Annotated in this window: 16 protein-coding genes; 9 read left to right on the top strand and 7 right to left on the bottom strand. The window is 43.2% G+C overall.

Annotated features, from left to right (window positions below):
* Positions 1-24: 24 nt before the first annotated feature.
* Positions 25-1,635, bottom strand: a complete 1,611-nt coding sequence (pgi, locus tag CAPGI0001_RS02750; protein WP_002666685.1) for a glucose-6-phosphate isomerase — start codon at positions 1,633-1,635, stop codon at positions 25-27.
* A 229-nt stretch (positions 1,636-1,864) separates the two neighbouring features.
* Between pgi and CAPGI0001_RS02755 the strand changes: the two genes are divergently transcribed.
* A complete protein-coding gene (locus tag CAPGI0001_RS02755; protein ID WP_002666858.1) occupies positions 1,865-3,100 on the top strand; it encodes a type IX secretion system plug protein in 1,236 nt (411 codons plus the stop codon).
* A 73-nt stretch (positions 3,101-3,173) separates the two neighbouring features.
* On the opposite strand, the gene CAPGI0001_RS02760 is transcribed toward CAPGI0001_RS02755, so the two are convergent.
* The 6 genes from CAPGI0001_RS02760 to CAPGI0001_RS02785 all read right to left on the bottom strand — a co-directional run bounded on the left by CAPGI0001_RS02760 (position 3,174) and on the right by CAPGI0001_RS02785 (position 8,901).
* Positions 3,174-3,539: a thiol-disulfide oxidoreductase DCC family protein gene (locus tag CAPGI0001_RS02760; protein ID WP_002666609.1), complete on the bottom strand. Its 366-nt coding sequence runs from the start codon at positions 3,537-3,539 to the stop codon at positions 3,174-3,176.
* 92 nt (positions 3,540-3,631) lie between these two features.
* Positions 3,632-5,041 (bottom strand): cytochrome c oxidase accessory protein CcoG, encoded by a 1,410-nt coding sequence (gene ccoG / locus CAPGI0001_RS02765; RefSeq protein WP_002666695.1) that lies wholly within the window; start codon positions 5,039-5,041, stop codon positions 3,632-3,634.
* A 206-nt stretch (positions 5,042-5,247) separates the two neighbouring features.
* Positions 5,248-6,957: a single-stranded-DNA-specific exonuclease RecJ gene (gene recJ / locus CAPGI0001_RS02770; RefSeq protein WP_002666871.1), complete on the bottom strand. Its 1,710-nt coding sequence runs from the start codon at positions 6,955-6,957 to the stop codon at positions 5,248-5,250.
* Positions 6,947-7,387 (bottom strand): OsmC family protein, encoded by a 441-nt coding sequence (locus CAPGI0001_RS02775; protein ID WP_002666792.1) that lies wholly within the window; start codon positions 7,385-7,387, stop codon positions 6,947-6,949. The genes recJ and CAPGI0001_RS02775 overlap by 11 nt, the downstream gene beginning before the upstream one ends.
* A gap of 18 nt (positions 7,388-7,405) precedes the next feature.
* The gene (locus tag CAPGI0001_RS02780; protein WP_002666535.1) at positions 7,406-8,542 is read right to left on the bottom strand and encodes an Mrp/NBP35 family ATP-binding protein; all 1,137 of its coding nucleotides are present in this window, start codon (positions 8,540-8,542) and stop codon (positions 7,406-7,408) included.
* Positions 8,543-8,661: 119 nt separating this feature from the next.
* The gene (locus tag CAPGI0001_RS02785; protein ID WP_002666598.1) at positions 8,662-8,901 is read right to left on the bottom strand and encodes a Sec-independent protein translocase subunit TatA/TatB; all 240 of its coding nucleotides are present in this window, start codon (positions 8,899-8,901) and stop codon (positions 8,662-8,664) included.
* A gap of 145 nt (positions 8,902-9,046) precedes the next feature.
* Here CAPGI0001_RS02785 and CAPGI0001_RS02790 point away from each other — a divergent pair, with 145 nt between their 5' ends.
* From CAPGI0001_RS02790 to CAPGI0001_RS02825, 8 genes are all read left to right on the top strand, one after another.
* On the top strand, positions 9,047-9,487 hold the full coding sequence (locus CAPGI0001_RS02790) for a hypothetical protein (RefSeq protein ID WP_002666682.1): 441 nt from the start codon (positions 9,047-9,049) through the stop codon (positions 9,485-9,487).
* A gap of 14 nt (positions 9,488-9,501) precedes the next feature.
* Complete coding sequence (locus CAPGI0001_RS02795) at positions 9,502-9,921, top strand: hypothetical protein (RefSeq protein ID WP_002666584.1); 420 nt, start codon at positions 9,502-9,504, stop codon at positions 9,919-9,921.
* Positions 9,922-9,967: 46 nt separating this feature from the next.
* Complete coding sequence (locus tag CAPGI0001_RS02800; protein ID WP_002666471.1) at positions 9,968-10,462, top strand: hypothetical protein; 495 nt, start codon at positions 9,968-9,970, stop codon at positions 10,460-10,462.
* Complete coding sequence (locus tag CAPGI0001_RS02805) at positions 10,437-11,306, top strand: M23 family metallopeptidase (protein WP_002666508.1); 870 nt, start codon at positions 10,437-10,439, stop codon at positions 11,304-11,306. The genes CAPGI0001_RS02800 and CAPGI0001_RS02805 overlap by 26 nt, the downstream gene beginning before the upstream one ends.
* A 7-nt stretch (positions 11,307-11,313) precedes the next feature.
* Positions 11,314-12,801: a GH3 auxin-responsive promoter family protein gene (locus tag CAPGI0001_RS02810; protein WP_002666673.1), complete on the top strand. Its 1,488-nt coding sequence runs from the start codon at positions 11,314-11,316 to the stop codon at positions 12,799-12,801.
* A 148-nt stretch (positions 12,802-12,949) separates the two neighbouring features.
* Positions 12,950-13,465, top strand: coding sequence for a nitroreductase family protein (locus tag CAPGI0001_RS02815; protein ID WP_002666784.1), 516 nt, complete (start codon positions 12,950-12,952; stop codon positions 13,463-13,465).
* Between the two features lie 79 nt (positions 13,466-13,544).
* A complete protein-coding gene (recN, locus tag CAPGI0001_RS02820; protein WP_002666441.1) occupies positions 13,545-15,203 on the top strand; it encodes a DNA repair protein RecN in 1,659 nt (552 codons plus the stop codon).
* A gap of 6 nt (positions 15,204-15,209) precedes the next feature.
* Entirely contained in the window at positions 15,210-15,710 is a 501-nt protein-coding gene (locus CAPGI0001_RS02825; protein ID WP_002666550.1) for a hypothetical protein, read from the top strand.
* The last annotated feature ends 26 nt before the right edge of the window (positions 15,711-15,736 follow it).

A 15,736-nucleotide genomic window follows, 5' to 3' on the forward strand; every position in this document is an offset into this window, starting at 1 on the left:
AATAGTGAACAACTAAGTAACTCACTATTCACTCTTCACTCTCTCAATGAGTTGCGAAGTGGAACTATCATGCTTGGCTGGCTGAGCGGCTGAAAAGTCCTTGAGAATTGTGCCAGCCAATTGCTTACCAAGCTCTACGCCCCATTGGTCATAGCTATAGATATTCCATAGCACCCCTTGTACGAAGATCTTATGTTCGTATAGGGCAATGAGCTTACCAAGGCTCTCTGGGGTGAGCTTGTCAATGAGTAGGGTGGTAGTGGGTTTGTTGCCCTCGAATACCTTGAACGGCACTAAGTGTTCCGCTACCCCCTCGGCACGCACCTGCTCTGGGGTTTTGCCATTCATAAGCGCCTCAGTTTGGGCAAGGAAGTTGGCCATGAGCTTATCTTGGTGGTCTTGATCTCCATAGAGAGAGTGCTTGAAGCCTATAAAGTCAGCAGGAATGCGCTTGGTCCCTTGGTGAATGAGTTGGAAAAACGCATGCTGGGCGTTCGTTCCTGGCTCACCCCATACGATGGCGCTCGTCTGGTAACTGACACGCTGTCCACTGCGATCTATATACTTTCCGTTACTCTCCATAATGGCTTGTTGCAAGTAGGCAGGGAAGCGGTGTAGGTATTGGGTATAGGGGATAATGGCTTCGGTCTCTGCCCCATAGAAGTTGGTATACCACACAGAGAGCAAGGCCAAAAGTACAGGAAGGTTTTCCTTAAAGGGTGCAGTGCGGAAGTGGGTATCCATCTTTTGGGCACCCAAAAGGAGCGCTTCAAAGTTTTCATAGCCTACTGAAAGGGCAATAGTAAGCCCTACGGCACTCCATAAGGAGAAACGCCCCCCTACCCAGTCCCACATGGGGAATACATTCTCAGAGGCAATACCGAACTCATCTATCTTCTTGAGGTTGGTAGAAACTGCTACGAAGTGCTTGGCTACATCGGCCTCTTTGGCATGCTTGAGGAACCACTTTTTCACTGTAAGGGCATTGGAGAGGGTCTCCTGTGTGGTAAAGGTTTTAGAGACAATCACAAAAAGAGTAGTCTCAGGGTTGAGGTGCTTGATCACTTCATGTACATGATCACCATCTACATTGCTGATAAAGTGAATGTTGAGGTGATTTTTGTAGAACTTCAGGGCCTCGGTAACCATCACAGGTCCTAAGTCCGACCCACCAATACCGATATTCACCACATCGGTAAAGGACTTGCCTGTATAACCTTTGCGCTTGCCGGAGATGATTTCCTGACTGAAATCCTTAATTTTGGCCTTTACTTGGGCTACTTCAGGGATGACATTTTTCCCATCGACCAAGATTTCTTTCTCAGCCGAGCGCAAGGCAGTATGGAGTACCGCACGACCTTCAGTAGCGTTGATCTTATCACCTGTGAAATACTTTTCAATAGAGGCCTTTAGGTCACACTCTTCAGCCAATTGCAAAAGGAGATTACGGGTAGTCTCATCCCAATTGTTCTTGGAGTAGTCCACCCAAAAGTCTTCCCACTGGAGGGTATACTTTGGGGCACGTGTTGCATCTTGTGCAAAAAGTTGTTGTAAGGTAACATCTTTTACCTTAGCGAAATGAGCTTCTAAGGCCGCCCAAGCCTTGGTCTGTGTAGGATTCTGTGTTGCTAACATTATATTTTTATTTTTTTAGTTCTAAGGGTTTTAGGATTATAGGGATTAACCTCTCTTCACTCCCCTCTATAGCTCCTTTTTAAGTTCTTCTATCTTAGCTACCTCACCCCCGAAGGGAACTACTGGCCGCTAACTTTAGATATCTCCCGCAAAGATACTCTTTTTTATATTCTCCGCAAATATTTTCATCTTTTTTTTGTATTTTTGCCAACTCAAAAAGTAAAAACTCATGAAGAAATTATTACTCTTGCTATTGCTTCCTATCTGCTCCTTTGCACAGGAGTTGTCTGCTCCTGACTATATCCGAACCATAGAGTTTCGCGGCTCAGATGATCCCTTGATGCAACTGCCTATTGTGAGCTTGGGAAGTCCCTTTACCCTTTCCTTTGATGACCTTAGGGGGCAGGAAGCGGACTATTACTACACCCTTACCCATTGTAACTATGATTGGCAGCCTTCGGGATTACTCAAAAGTGAGTACCTCAAGGGAATGGACGATGTACGCATCACCCAGTATAGGAACTCCTATGGTACCCTACAACCCTATACCCACTACGACCTGACCCTGCCAAATAATGAGACCGATTTTCTTATCACAGGGAACTATCTCCTGACAGTAACCGATAGTGAGCAACGCCCTATCTTCACACGCCGCTTTGTCCTCTATACTCGCACAGCATTGGTGCAACTCTCTGTACATCAAAGCCGTGAAGTAAAATATGCCGAGACGCGCCAGAGTGTACAGATGAAAATTACCTCCAAAGAACTTCAGTTCCAGACCCCCAATACCTCTGTCAAGATAGCGATCCTACAGAACTACCGCTGGGACAATGCCATCAAGAATGTCAAGCCTCAATTTATCCTGGGCAACGACCTTGTGTATAAGTATGATCGAGAAACATCCTTCGAAGGAGGGAACGAATATTTGTATTTTGAGAACCGAGATCTGCGTACTCCTACCTCTGGAGTCTATGCTACCCGTCGGGAGGGGAACAACTATCTCTGTCAGCTCTTTACCCAAATGCCACGAGCAGGCCTTCCCTACACCTACAACCCCGATATAGATGGCGCTTTTCGTATCACCAGTGATCAAGGGCGCAATGCTACGATAGAGGGAGAATATGCCTTGGTACAGTTCAGCCTCGCTGCCCCTAAGGACTTACAGCCCAATGACCAACTATATGTATATGGCGCATTCTCAGATAATGCACTGACTAAGGAATATGAACTTCACTATGATGAAAAACAAAAGATATACATAGGAGGCGTATATCTCAAGCAAGGATTCTATAATTATAAGTTTGCTATAAAGCGCAATGGTAAAGCCGATTACAATGCTATAGGAGGGAATCACTACCAGACAGAAAATACCTATACAGTACTTGTATATTACCGCTCTGTGAATGATCTATACGACCGAGTGATCGGTATGGGCAACCTACAAAGCACGCAAGTAACCAGATAGCAGAGAGAAAAGCAAAGTCGCTTGAGGGAGTATGTGACCAACAAATAAGCTTGGGTATGTGATAAAAAGGCTCTTAGCGATTAGGAATAGGACAATATTTGCCTAAAGACTTTCGCCGCTTAGCGATGTAGTCGTATACAAAATCGGCTATGAAAGAAGGGGTTATTTTTATCAAAAAACGCAGCAAAGGAAACAGCTTACATTCCTTTAGAAAATAATAGACGGCTTGTGACTGGGTATAGAGATTCTCCCCTACCTTCACTACAATTGTTTTTTGTGTAAGCTCTTCTAAATGATACTGCTTGCATATATCCATTCCCTGCTGGGAGGTATTGGCTATATAGAGAAATCTTCCTTCTCTATCTTTTTGGGATAGAAAATAAGCTATACGATTGCAGAACAAGCAATCTCCATCATACAATAGGAATTTTTCTTTCATAATTCTCAGATATTTATAACCTAATGATTAGGCAAGAACAAAGATAAGAAATGAAAAGAGTGAAGTATGAAATTCTTCATACTTCACTCTTTTTAAAAGGTGACTGGCCCTGAGAAGGTGGTAGTAGTACTTTCTATGCGATTCTCACCACTATAGACTTCTATCTTGAGCTTGAGCTTCTTATCCGTCACAAAGGCTTGATGAAGCTTGATAAAGAGGGTTCCACTGGCTATCCCTTGTTTGTCCAAGGTGATGTCGGGATTACCTACCATCTCTATCTTGGCCTGTTTAGGTTCTACTATTTTGAAGGTAATATGCTTGAAATCCTCAGTTGTCTTATTGATAATCTTGTAAGTATAGACATTGGAGATAATCTCTCCTTCTTTTTGGTAGAGCTGTCCAGGTAGTCGTAAGATATTAGCTTGCACATCACTACGCAAGAAGAGTAACCCTATAAGGATTCCTACCAATATGGCAAGCACTGAAGCATATCCCTTCATACGTGCTGTAAAGCGGAAAGGCTCTTTTTTGGCTATTTCCTCCTCACTGGCAAAGCGAATCAGTCCCTTAGGCATACCGGACTTGACCATAACCTCGTCACAGGCATCAATACAAGCGGTACAGTTCACACACTCCAATTGAGTACCATTTCGGATATCTATATTGGTCGGACACACATGCACACACTGAAAACAATCTATACAATCCCCATTGCCAAGTGCTTTTCTGTCCTCATTCTTACGGAACTTCTTACGACCATTCTCCCCTTCCCCACGCTTGTAGTCATAGGCCACCACGATGGATTTGTTGTCCAAAAGCACTCCTTGCAAGCGCCCGTAAGGACAAGCGATGATACACACCTGTTCACGGAACCAAGCAAAAACAAAGTAGAAAACACTGGTGAAAATCAGTAGTGCAACGAAAGTATTGAGGTGCTTTAAGGGGCCTTCCTTGATCTCTACCAAGAGCTGATCACTCCCGATGATATAAGCCAAGAAGACATTGGAAACCACAAAAGAAATCATAAAGAAGACAAGCCACTTAAGCCCTTTCTTACGTATCTTTTCGGCATTCCATTCTTGCTTATCAAGCTTCATTTGGGCATTGCGATCGCCCTCTATAGCATACTCCACACGACGGAAGACCATCTCAAGGAAGATAGTCTGTGGACAAACCCATCCACAGAAAATACGCCCAAAGGCCACCGTAAAGAGCAGGATAAAGACCACTCCTATGATCAGAGAAAGCACAAAGAGGTAAAAATCCTGAGGCCAAAATGGGAACCCAAAGATATTGAATCTACGCTCTATGATGTTAAAGAGTAAAAACTGATTGCCATCAATCTTGAGAAAAGGAGAGATGAAAAATATAGCAAGGAGCAAATAACTCACATACTTACGATAGCGGTAATAGCGCCCTTTAGGCTTCTTAGGATAAGCCCATACACGCTTGCCAGAAGTATCCACAGTACCTATGGAGTTACGGAAAGATTCTTGTTCCATGAGGGTAAAAGGTTAAAAAACTACTGCAAAAGTACTCAATCTCTTTGGATTTTTTGACTTTTACCTCCACTTTTTTTCTACAACAAAGAAATTTATAATCATTCCAATTTTTAGAAAAAATCTATTTTATTATAGATTTTTTCTATAGTTTCGGTAAGCGGTGAGCAGTGAACAGTGAACAGTGAGCAGTCATTGATCATTGACCACTAATCATTGATCATTTTTACAACCAATTGTAAAGAAGTAGTGCCTCTCCAATGATTTTCAGACAGTTCATAAGCTATAGTAAAAGGCTTTCCGCTTTCTACTGCTTCTTTCTTATGACCTAATCCAAAGCCAATAGCTACAAATTCCTGTTTGAGAGAAGTATCTGTAAGGATCATACGCAAGTGGCTACGATCACTCCCTACCAAGGAAACACTCTTGGCAATGACCTCATCTGCCTGAAAGATGGGAGTCATATTCTTAGGCCCAAAGGGAGAGAAGCGCTGCAAACAGCGATAGAAAGAAGAAGTAATCACATGTAAGGGCATTCTAGCACTTATCATAATTGTAGGAGAGCGAAGCTCCTGTGGTAGGGTACGATCCACCACTGCTTGGAATTTCAGCTTAAAGCGCTGGTAATTCTCTGGAAGCAGTGTCATCCCAGCCGCCGCAGTATGCCCGCCGAACTGGATAAGCTCATCCTTACACTCACAGAGTGCCTCATAGAGGTTGAACCCCCTAACCGAACGGGCTGAGGCAGCCAATACTTCCCCACTCTGAGTAAAGACAATCGTAGGGCGATAGTAAATTTCTGTAAGGCGCGAGGCAACAATCCCAATCACCCCTTTATGCCAATGAGGAGAAAAAACTACTGTAGCAGGAGCATCTTCTTCATGAGAGCCCAAAATCTGGCTTAGAGCTTCCTGAGTGATCTGCTCATCGGCTGTTTTTCGCTGGGTATTAAAGTGTTCCAGAAGTGTAGCTTCTTCCATGGATTCCCCTATGAGAAAATCCACTGCACGAGAAGCATGGTTCATACGCCCAGCGGCATTGATCCGAGGAGCTGCCACAAAAACTAAGTCCCTGACCTGAATCGGAGGGTTAGCCGTTGAGAGAAGTAATTGCATCACTTCAGAGGGACGCTCATTTATCTGTTTAAGCCCTACCGAGACTAATATTCGGTTTTCTCCTGTGATAGGAACAATATCCGCACAAGTAGCCAAGGCAACCAAGTCCAAATAAGCATAGGCTGTCTCAAGGGGATAGCCTAAGGATTTACAAAGCGCCTGAATAAGCTTAAAGCCAATGCCACAGCCACAGAGTTCCTTATAGGGATAAGAACAATCAGTGCGCTTAGGATTGAGTACAGCTACCGCCGGAGGGATCGTATCATCGGGAGTATGGTGATCGGTGATAATCATATCAATCCCTCGCTCACGGGCATAGAACACCTTATCATGGGCTTTGATACCACAGTCCAAAGTGATGATAAGTGACATCTCATTATCCTGAGCAAAGTCAATCCCCTCACAGGAGACCCCATAGCCCTCCCTATACCTATCCGGTACATAATAGGCTACCTCTGGGTAGATCTTCGAAAGGAAGAGGTACAAGAGTGCTACCGAACAAGTACCATCCACATCGTAATCTCCATAGATGAGAATACGCTCCTTATGTGCCATAGCCAAAAGAATGCGCTCCACAGCTCTATCCATGTCCTTCATCAGAAAAGGATTGAAAAGATCCGACAGGGATGGATTGAAGAATGTCTTAGCTTGCTCTACAGTTGCAATTCCTCTTTGTAAGAGTAGGCTCGCTATAGTCCTATGCCAGGGAAGTATTTCTTGTACCTGAAAAAGGGCAGAGGCGAGGGTTTCTACCTCATTCTGTTGGGGGGTAGGTAGGAAATTCCAAACCAGCTTACTGGGCATTGTAAGGGTGTTCTTCCGAATTAAAGAACAGCTTAATATTCACGGTAGCGAACTGGCGGAACATGGCTATGACCCCACAATATTTCTCCACTGAGAGGCTTACTACATGGGTGATTTGTTCTACATCTAGGTCAGCCCCCTCAAAGAAATAGCTCACTGTAACTTCCTCATAGGTGCGAGGGTGGTTCTTAGTAAGTTTCCCTTTGACATCAAGGGTAAAGTTGTCTAGCTCTATCTGCTTTTTCTTAAGCAGCGCCAATACATCCAAGCCAGTACATCCTGCCAAAGCAGAAAGCATAAGAGCTTTAGGATGCATGCCATTGTTTTCCCCTCCGTTTTCAGGAGTGGTATCGATAAAGAATGAGTTTCCACTAGGATTTGTGGAGGTGAATTGCATGTCGCCTTCCCAATAGGCGGTTATCTCGTGCATTTATAAAAAATTTAGATATTACTTTTTCTTAGGACTACAGCCAGCCATGGTGGTAATCTTGATGGCCTCGGTAGGAGCAAGGTACTGATTGCGGGTGACCACCTCTGCTACAGCATTGCGGGCAAAGTCCTCAAAAGCTTTGGCCAGTGGAGTACCCTCCTGGAGTGCTGCAGGACGCCCCACATCACCTGATTCACGAAGACTTTGTACCAAAGGAATTTCACCAAGCAGCGGGGTATCAGTACGCTCAGCCAAGGATTTCACTCCTTCCTTTCCGAATATATAATATTTGTTCTGAGGAAGTTCTGCCGGAGTAAAGTATGCCATATTCTCCACCAGCCCCAGTACAGGTACATTGATCGTTTCTTGGCGGAACATAGCGATTCCCTTACGAGCATCAGCCAGTGCGACATTCTGTGGAGTACTCACTACAATAGCTCCTGTGATGGGGAGCGCCTGCATGATACTCAAGTGGATATCTCCCGTACCTGGAGGTAGGTCGATAAGCAAGAAGTCCAATTCGCCCCAATCGGCATCGAAGATCATCTGGTTCAGCGCTTTGCTCGCCATAGGACCTCTCCATATCACTGCTTGATCAGGGTGTGTAAAAAAGCCTATGGAGAGGATTTTTACTCCATAGTTCTCTACAGGTTTCATCTTGGAACGCCCATCGATTTCCACCGATATAGGGCGCTCTTCTTGTACATCGAACATCATAGGAATAGAAGGACCATAGATATCTGCATCCAAGAGCCCTACCTTAAAGCCCATTTTGCGCAAGGCAACAGCCAGATTGGCCGTAACGGTGGATTTGCCCACCCCTCCCTTACCGGAGGCTACCGCTATAATATTCTTAATCCCCTCTATAGGTTTGCCTTTTATCTCATTTGTTTGAGAAGTAGGAGCTACCTCTACAGTGATATTAACCTTTACCTTTGCCTTCTCATACACTTCAGCATGGATAGCCTTCATGATTTCGACCTCTACCTTCTTCTTTGCCTGTAGGGAAGGATTGGAGATAGTAGCATCGACCACTACTTCATCTCCAAAAACGACTATATTCTTAACCACACCCGCATCGATAAGGTTCCCCCCCTCCCCTGGAGAGGTAATCTTACGGAGTGCTTCTATTACTTGTGCTTTTAATATTGTCATGAATTGAATTTTTAGTTTTACTACTCACTGCCACCTATCAAACACAAAAACTTCCCTTCAGCCTATCTTAGGACAGGCCGAGTGAAAGTCTTTTTCGCTTGTGTATAAGTTCCAAGAGTTTAGCTATTTTTCTCTTCTAATTTTTTCAGATCTTCTCGAGTAAGCCCTTCTCTTTTTTCAGGGGTTTGTTGGGGTTCTTGTCCGTCCTTCATGGCATCTTTGAACTCACGTATTCCTCCTCCTAAGCCGCGCATCAGCTCTGGAATCTTCTTACCTCCGAAGAACAAAAGGGCTACTGCTATGATGATGATCACTTGTGGAGCTCCTATCACTCCCAAGAAAATATGATTTGCTAACATAACTTTTTTTGAGTGCAAAGATACAAGATTTTTTTATATCTGTAATAAAAAATAATATTTTTAATGTACCTTTGCAAAATATTAGTGAGCAGGAGGTAGTGAACAAGTGCCCAAACTCCCCCTATTACCTATTATCTGTATTACAATGAAAAAAGCAACTCAATATATTCTCATCGCTATCGCCATAGAAGTACTCTTGGCTCTACTAACCTATGAGAGTGTGAGTTTTTTAATAACCAAGAATCACATTGGTTTCTTTAGTGATTTTAAAGGGATTTTCTTTTCTATAGGGAGCGGGATACTTATGTGTGTAGTTTTGGGTATCCTCATAGGCGAATTTTTCCCTTTTGAGCGACAACCACGTGCATTACAAATCTATTTAGGGATTATCATTCTTTTTTTCTTACTTTTCGAAGGAGTTCTTACCGGATACTTTGTAGAAAATGCCCACTACTCCCTTTTTTATTTTAATTGGAATAACTTAGGAATTCTCTTTCTTATCTTCCTTATTTTCGGAGGGATACAGACCTTAGGGGTAGGTATCTGGCTGGGAATGAGACTCAGGAAAATGAAGAGTGAAGGGTAAATAATTATATCAAAATGAAACGTTCGACTATTTACCTATTAACCACTATCCTCTTTGAGATTTTATTGATCGTCATTTTCATCAAGAGGCTTATTTCGCCCCTATCTGAAAAAGGAGCAAACAGAGGAATCCTATGGATTCCTATACCTGTCGCCGCAATAATCTCCTTAGTATTAGGCTTTTTGGCTGGACAATATATCCACTTTGAAAAAATGATTCCCTTTTTTCGTTTTCTCATAGGAGTCTCTATCTTCTATGCTATTTTTGTAATAAGTGTCATTTTAGGCTTTGGCTTTTTCCATTTGCTTTACTCTGATCTCCCCAGCGGTATATGGGTAGCCCCTTCCATGTTTATATTCTTAGCAAGCGTCCCTATCTTGTGCATAGGTTGTGTATTTGGTCTGGCTCTTTGTCTCTTAAAAAACAATTATTGATTGGTCATTTGTATTTTTTGATGTATCTTTGCCAAAAATTTCCAAGATGAAGCCTGCAACCAGATGTATCCTTAGAACGATTGGAATAGAAATTGTTTTAATTTTCTTAGCTCTGGCCATCTATACAGGAGGTGAGAGTGATATCGGAGGTGAAATATTTTTAGGATCCCTCCTTATTATCCTTCCTTTCGCCTTAATCTCTTTTGTTTTAGGATATTTTGCAGGAGAGCGGGTTGTCCCTTTTGAAGAACTCTCTCCCTTAGTACGGTTTTTCTTGGGAGTACAGCTTATTCTTACTGTGTTTTGGGCAAGTGGTATCTTTTCATTTACCTTTGCTTATATCATCTTTTTTCCAGAGGGTTCAGAGGATGCATGGCAGTATATTTTCATCATATTGCTTTTGGGAAGCATCCCTATCTTAGTTATAGGAATTATTATGGGAATTGTCCTTAGCAAAATGGCATTAGGAAATAAGAAAATTCAAAACTCAAATCTTAAAACTCAAAACGACATCAATGAGTGTAAAAAAGAAATCAAATAAAGACCTTCGTGGCAAGTGGCTCTTCAAGTATCGTGTAGTCATCATGAATGAAAACACCTTGGAGGATGTCGCTACCTTTCGCCTCAATAGGCTTAATGTATTCATCTATAGTAGCTTATTTGCTATTCTGATGATTGTACTGACCTCCTTAGTGATTATCTACTCTCCCTTGAGGCAGTATATCTTAGGCTTTTCAGAGGCTGACCTGCGCAAGCAAATTGTTGATCTTACCTTCCGTACCGACTCTCTACAACAGCGTATTGGGGGCAATGATGCCTATTTTTCCTCCCTACAGAAAATACTTACTGGAGATATCCATCCAGACAAGGTAAATAAGGATTCTTTGCTCAATGCGGTACAACAAATCCCTGTAGAGGTGGATATACAAGCCAGCGAAGAGGAAATGAAACTGCGCCATGAGGTAGCTGAAGAGGAGCGTTACAATGTCTTCGACCAAGCCTCCAACAAGGCTCAAAAGAGTTTTTTCCCTCCTTGCCAAGGAACACTCTCCAGTGCTTTCAAGTCGGACAAGCGACACTATGGGGTGGATATCACTGCTCCTGAGGGGACTCCTGTAAGGGCAATCACCAATGGTACGATCATCTTTTCTGAATGGTCTGCACAGACAGGCTTTGTCATTGTCATAGAACATCCGAACAACTTCATCTCGGTATACAAGCACAATGCTTCCTTAGTGAAGAAACAGGGTGATAAGGTAAGTCCTGGTGAGGTCGTCGCCAAGGTAGGCAATACAGGCGAACTCTCCACAGGTACCCACCTACACTTTGAACTCTGGCACGAAGGATATCCTGTAGATCCACTGAACTATATGACTTTCAAATAATTATACTATGAGTATAAAAAGTTTTCTCGCCCGAAAATGGGCTCAATATATACGCAAGAAGATTGATCTCTGGGCGAAAGATCCCATCCCTACCCAAGAGAAAATCCTAAACTCCCTTATACAAAAAGCTAAAAATACAGTCTTTGGCAAGGAGCATCACTTTGACCAAATCCACTCTTATGAAGATTTCATAAAGCAAGTACCTATCCGAGACTATGAGGCTCTTTCGCCGTATATCGAAAGGGTGAAGGAAGCTCAGTCCGATATCCTCTGGCCTGGTAAGCCGCTCTACTTTGCCAAAACCTCTGGCACAACCAGTGGGGCTAAGTACATCCCCCTGACCAAAGAGTCGATGCCTTATCATATCCAAGCGGCTCGTGATGCCATTATGTGCTATATAGCCCAAACAGGGAAGGCGGATTTTGTAAATGGTAAAATGATTTTCCTACAGGGAAGCCCTATCTTGGAAAAGAAAAATGGCATCCTCTTAGGAAGACTCTCTGGAATCTCTGCCCACTATGTCCCCAAATACCTACAAAGAAACCGAATGCCCTCTTGGGAGACTAACTGTATAGAGGATTGGGAAACAAAAATAGATGCTATTGTCAAGGAAACTATCAAGGAGGATATGACCGTAATCAGTGGAATCCCCCCCTGGGTACAAATGTACTTCGAACGACTACAAGAGAAATCTCATAAGCCCATAGGAGAGCTGTTTCCCCACTTCCAACTCTTTATCTACGGAGGGGTCAACTACGAACCTTACCGCCAGAAGTTCGAGCATCTGATCGGGCGTAGAGTGGATTCTATAGAGCTTTATCCTGCTAGCGAAGGCTTTTTCGCCTATCAAGATAGCCAAAACGAAAAGGGTATGCTCTTGTTGCTCAACTCTGGTATTTTTTATGAGTTTGTCGAAGCTGATACCTTCTTCAGTGAAAACCCAAAGCGCATTTCTCTCAAGGACGTACAGCTGGGCGTGAATTACGTACTTATTGTCTCCACTAATGCAGGCTTATGGGGCTACAACATGGGAGACACTGTCATGTTCACCAGTCTCTCCCCTTACCGTATCGTGGTAACAGGGCGTATCAAGCACTTTATTTCCGCCTTTGGCGAACATGTCATTGCCAAGGAAGTAGAGGAAGCTCTTGCCCAAGCAGTAAGCAAAGCAGGGGGTGAGGTCAGTGAGTTCACCGTAGCCCCTCAGGTGAATCCTGCCCCTGGGGAACTCCCTTACCATGAGTGGTTTATTGAATTCGAAAAACTCCCAGAGGACATAGAGACCTTTGCCAATACTCTTGACCAAGGTCTTCAAGCACAGAACAGCTACTACAAAGACCTGATAGAGGGAAAAATCCTACAAAGACTCAAGATCACTTGTGTCCCGAAGGGCACTTTTGTGGAGTATATGAAGAGTCAAGGTAAGTTCGGCGGACAGAACAAGGTACAACACCTCTCCAATGACAGAAAAATCGCAGATAATCTCAAATGGTAAGTAGGTTCGTTCTGAACACTTGTAATTCGCTTGATTTCCCTTTGAGTACGCTGAAGGTAAAAAACTCAATCACTAACCATTATATTTTGTATATTTGCACCAATAATTACTCAGTTGACCTTAATCATTATTAACTCTAAAATTGATCATGAATACCACTGCAACTCTCATAAAACACATTATCAAGTCCCGCAAGAGTATTTTCCCTGCGGACTATACCGAAACACCTATCCCTGAGGAGATTATCGAGGATATCTTGGACATCGCCACTTATGCGCCTAACCATAAGAAAACCAAGCCTTGGCGCCTGAAAGCCTTCCGTGGAGAAGAGAAAACAGCCTTGGGTGCCGAACTCCAGCGCCTCTACAAAGGGCATGTCCCCGCAGAGAAGTTCTCCGAGGATACTTACAATGCTCTCGCTCAGAAAGTGGCCAAAGCAGATACCATTATCTCCATTGCTGTGGAATTCAGCGGAAAGGTTTCCCAATGGGAGGAAGTCGCTGCTGTAGCCATGGCGGTACAGAATATGTATTTGCTATGTACTGCCTATGAGCTGGGGTGTTATTGGGGAACCCCTGCCTTTGCCCCCAAACTGAAAGATTTCCTACATCTTACTGAGAATCAGGAATGTTATGGAATATTTTTTATAGGAAACCTTCAATAATGATTAATGCCTGCAATGATTAATACTATATGTTATTCAATCATTGAACATTAATCATTGAACATTAATCATTGAATTCGTGTTACAATCATTAGCTATCAAGAACTTTGCCCTTATTGAGGACATCAAGATTCATTTCTCTAAGGGCTTTACTATTATCACAGGAGAGACAGGCTCTGGGAAGTCTATCCTCCTAGATGCGCTTGCTTTGGTCTTAGGCCGTCGGGCAGACCTGAGTGCGCTGAGAAATCCTGAAGAAAAATGTGTAGTAGAAGCTGAGTTTGCTATAGCAAGCTATGGCCTGGCTGATTTTTTCCAGCAGGAAGAATTGGACTATGAACCACTGACCATTATTCGTCGGGAGATTCTCTCTTCGGGTAAGTCTCGTGCCTTTGTCAACGACAGTCCTGTAACCCTTGATGTTCTTTCTTCCTTAGGAAAAACTCTCATTGATATCCACTCCCAGCACGATACCCAGCAACTCAGTGAGGAAGATTTCCAATTCTTTCTCATAGACTCTTTAGCTGAGAATACATCCTTATTGGAGGAATACCAAGCCGCTCTAAAGGTATACAAAGGAGAAAGCAAAAAGCTCCAAGAACTCAAGACCTTTCAGGAAAATACCCAAAAGGAACACGATTACAATACTTTTGTACTTTCCGAACTACAGGAGATTGAGCTGGAGGAAGGTATGCAAGAAGAACTGGAGGCTTTCTACAACCAAGCCTCCAATAGTGAGACCATCAGGGACAACCTCACTGAAGCAGCGAATCTCTTGGCCGAAGAGGAACAGGGAATCATGACCCAAATGCGCGATCTCTCCTCGCTCTTCTCCACCCTAAGTAGCTATTCGCCTCAGTACAGCGAACTCTACGAACGTATCGATGCCGCCTATATAGAGTTGGATGACCTCTCCCGCGAGGTATATGACCTAGCCGAGAACGTGGAGTTCGACCCCAAGAAGCTCGCCCGTGCTCAGAAAAAACTCCAAAAACTCTATGACTTACAGAAAAAACATAAGGTAAGTACCGTCTCTGAACTTATCCTTATCAAAGAGGCTTTGGAAGAGAAAGTCTCCCAAATGGAAAATATAGAAGGGGATATAGAGATTGCCCAAAAAGAAGTAGAGAAGGCCTTCCAAACCCTCAGCACACTTGCTCAAAAACTCCACAAGGTACGTGAGAAGGTAATTCCTAGGCTCACCAAGAGCCTACAGGATTCTCTTAAGGACTTGGGGATGCCCAATGCGCAGTTCCAAATCAGCCTAACCCCTACCGAGCACTACCAAGCCAAGGGAAATGACAGCCTTTCTTTCCTCTTTTCCGCCAACAAAGGGGGGAATTTCGGGTTGCTCAAGAAAACCGCCTCTGGTGGGGAACTCTCTCGTATCATGCTCACTATCAAGCATATTTTAGCTACCAAAATAGCGCTACCTACCATTATCTTTGACGAGATAGACACGGGAGTCTCCGGTGAGATAGCCCACAAAATGGGAGAGATCATGAAACAGATGAGCCAAAGCCGTCAGGTATTTGCTATCTCTCACCTTCCACAGGTAGCTAGCAAAGGAGATGTACATATCAAGATATACAAAACCGACATCGCAGGCCGCACCACCACCCAGTTCCAAGAACTTAGCCCAGAGCAGCGCATAGAGGAAATCGCCCAGATGCTCGGAGGAAAAGATATTACCGAATCGGCAAGGGAACACGCCAAGCAACTTCTTTCAAAAAGTTAGAAAGTTATGACTCACCTAACTATCCAAGGAAGGAGCCTTACTGCTATGGAATGGGGAAACAGAATATTACTACTCATGCTAACTACTTTTTTTGTTAGTGGCGTAAGTCATAGCTTTCTAACAGATACTCTTGACCCAATAGGTTTTTTGTTACGTATTCTTCTGGTAGTAGCTACCGCTTCGATAATCATTTATATACTCATAATGATTTTTAAAGAGTACAAGTACACCCTATACACCCTCGTTATCCGTGGGGAGAAGCTAAAAATACATTATAAAGAACAGATTTTATATTCTTTGGATAAAGATGCTATCAAAATGGCTTATTTTTTCAACCTCTCAGAGGAGAGATATAAAATGAGTAAGCCCTTCTTAGACTTATTCACAAAAGAAAAAGGTCGCATCCTACATCTGTGGATTGAATATAAGGATTATGAAGCCTTAAAAGCCTATTTTATAGAACAACATATCCCTGTAAAAGACGAAGTAATCTTTCTCAAAGACTAATAACAAACTCTTAAAACACCCTCAAT

It is taken from the genome of Capnocytophaga gingivalis ATCC 33624, from assembly GCF_000174755.1.
Lineage (GTDB): Bacteria > Bacteroidota > Bacteroidia > Flavobacteriales > Flavobacteriaceae > Capnocytophaga > Capnocytophaga gingivalis.

Coding starts and splice junctions, on each gene's coding strand:
- CAPGI0001_RS02785 (WP_002666598.1), bottom strand. CDS start 8,901: ATGTTAGCAAATCATATTTTCTTGGGAGTGATAGGAGCTCCACAAGTG.
- CAPGI0001_RS02825 (WP_002666550.1), top strand. CDS start 15,210: ATGACTCACCTAACTATCCAAGGAAGGAGCCTTACTGCTATGGAATGG.
- pgi (WP_002666685.1), bottom strand. CDS start 1,635: ATGTTAGCAACACAGAATCCTACACAGACCAAGGCTTGGGCGGCCTTA.
- CAPGI0001_RS02805 (WP_002666508.1), top strand. CDS start 10,437: ATGAGTGTAAAAAAGAAATCAAATAAAGACCTTCGTGGCAAGTGGCTC.
- CAPGI0001_RS02815 (WP_002666784.1), top strand. CDS start 12,950: ATGAATACCACTGCAACTCTCATAAAACACATTATCAAGTCCCGCAAG.
- CAPGI0001_RS02790 (WP_002666682.1), top strand. CDS start 9,047: ATGAAAAAAGCAACTCAATATATTCTCATCGCTATCGCCATAGAAGTA.
- CAPGI0001_RS02795 (WP_002666584.1), top strand. CDS start 9,502: ATGAAACGTTCGACTATTTACCTATTAACCACTATCCTCTTTGAGATT.
- CAPGI0001_RS02800 (WP_002666471.1), top strand. CDS start 9,968: ATGAAGCCTGCAACCAGATGTATCCTTAGAACGATTGGAATAGAAATT.
- CAPGI0001_RS02780 (WP_002666535.1), bottom strand. CDS start 8,542: ATGACAATATTAAAAGCACAAGTAATAGAAGCACTCCGTAAGATTACC.
- CAPGI0001_RS02810 (WP_002666673.1), top strand. CDS start 11,314: ATGAGTATAAAAAGTTTTCTCGCCCGAAAATGGGCTCAATATATACGC.
- CAPGI0001_RS02775 (WP_002666792.1), bottom strand. CDS start 7,387: ATGCACGAGATAACCGCCTATTGGGAAGGCGACATGCAATTCACCTCC.
- CAPGI0001_RS02755 (WP_002666858.1), top strand. CDS start 1,865: ATGAAGAAATTATTACTCTTGCTATTGCTTCCTATCTGCTCCTTTGCA.
- ccoG (WP_002666695.1), bottom strand. CDS start 5,041: ATGGAACAAGAATCTTTCCGTAACTCCATAGGTACTGTGGATACTTCT.
- CAPGI0001_RS02760 (WP_002666609.1), bottom strand. CDS start 3,539: ATGAAAGAAAAATTCCTATTGTATGATGGAGATTGCTTGTTCTGCAAT.
- recJ (WP_002666871.1), bottom strand. CDS start 6,957: ATGCCCAGTAAGCTGGTTTGGAATTTCCTACCTACCCCCCAACAGAAT.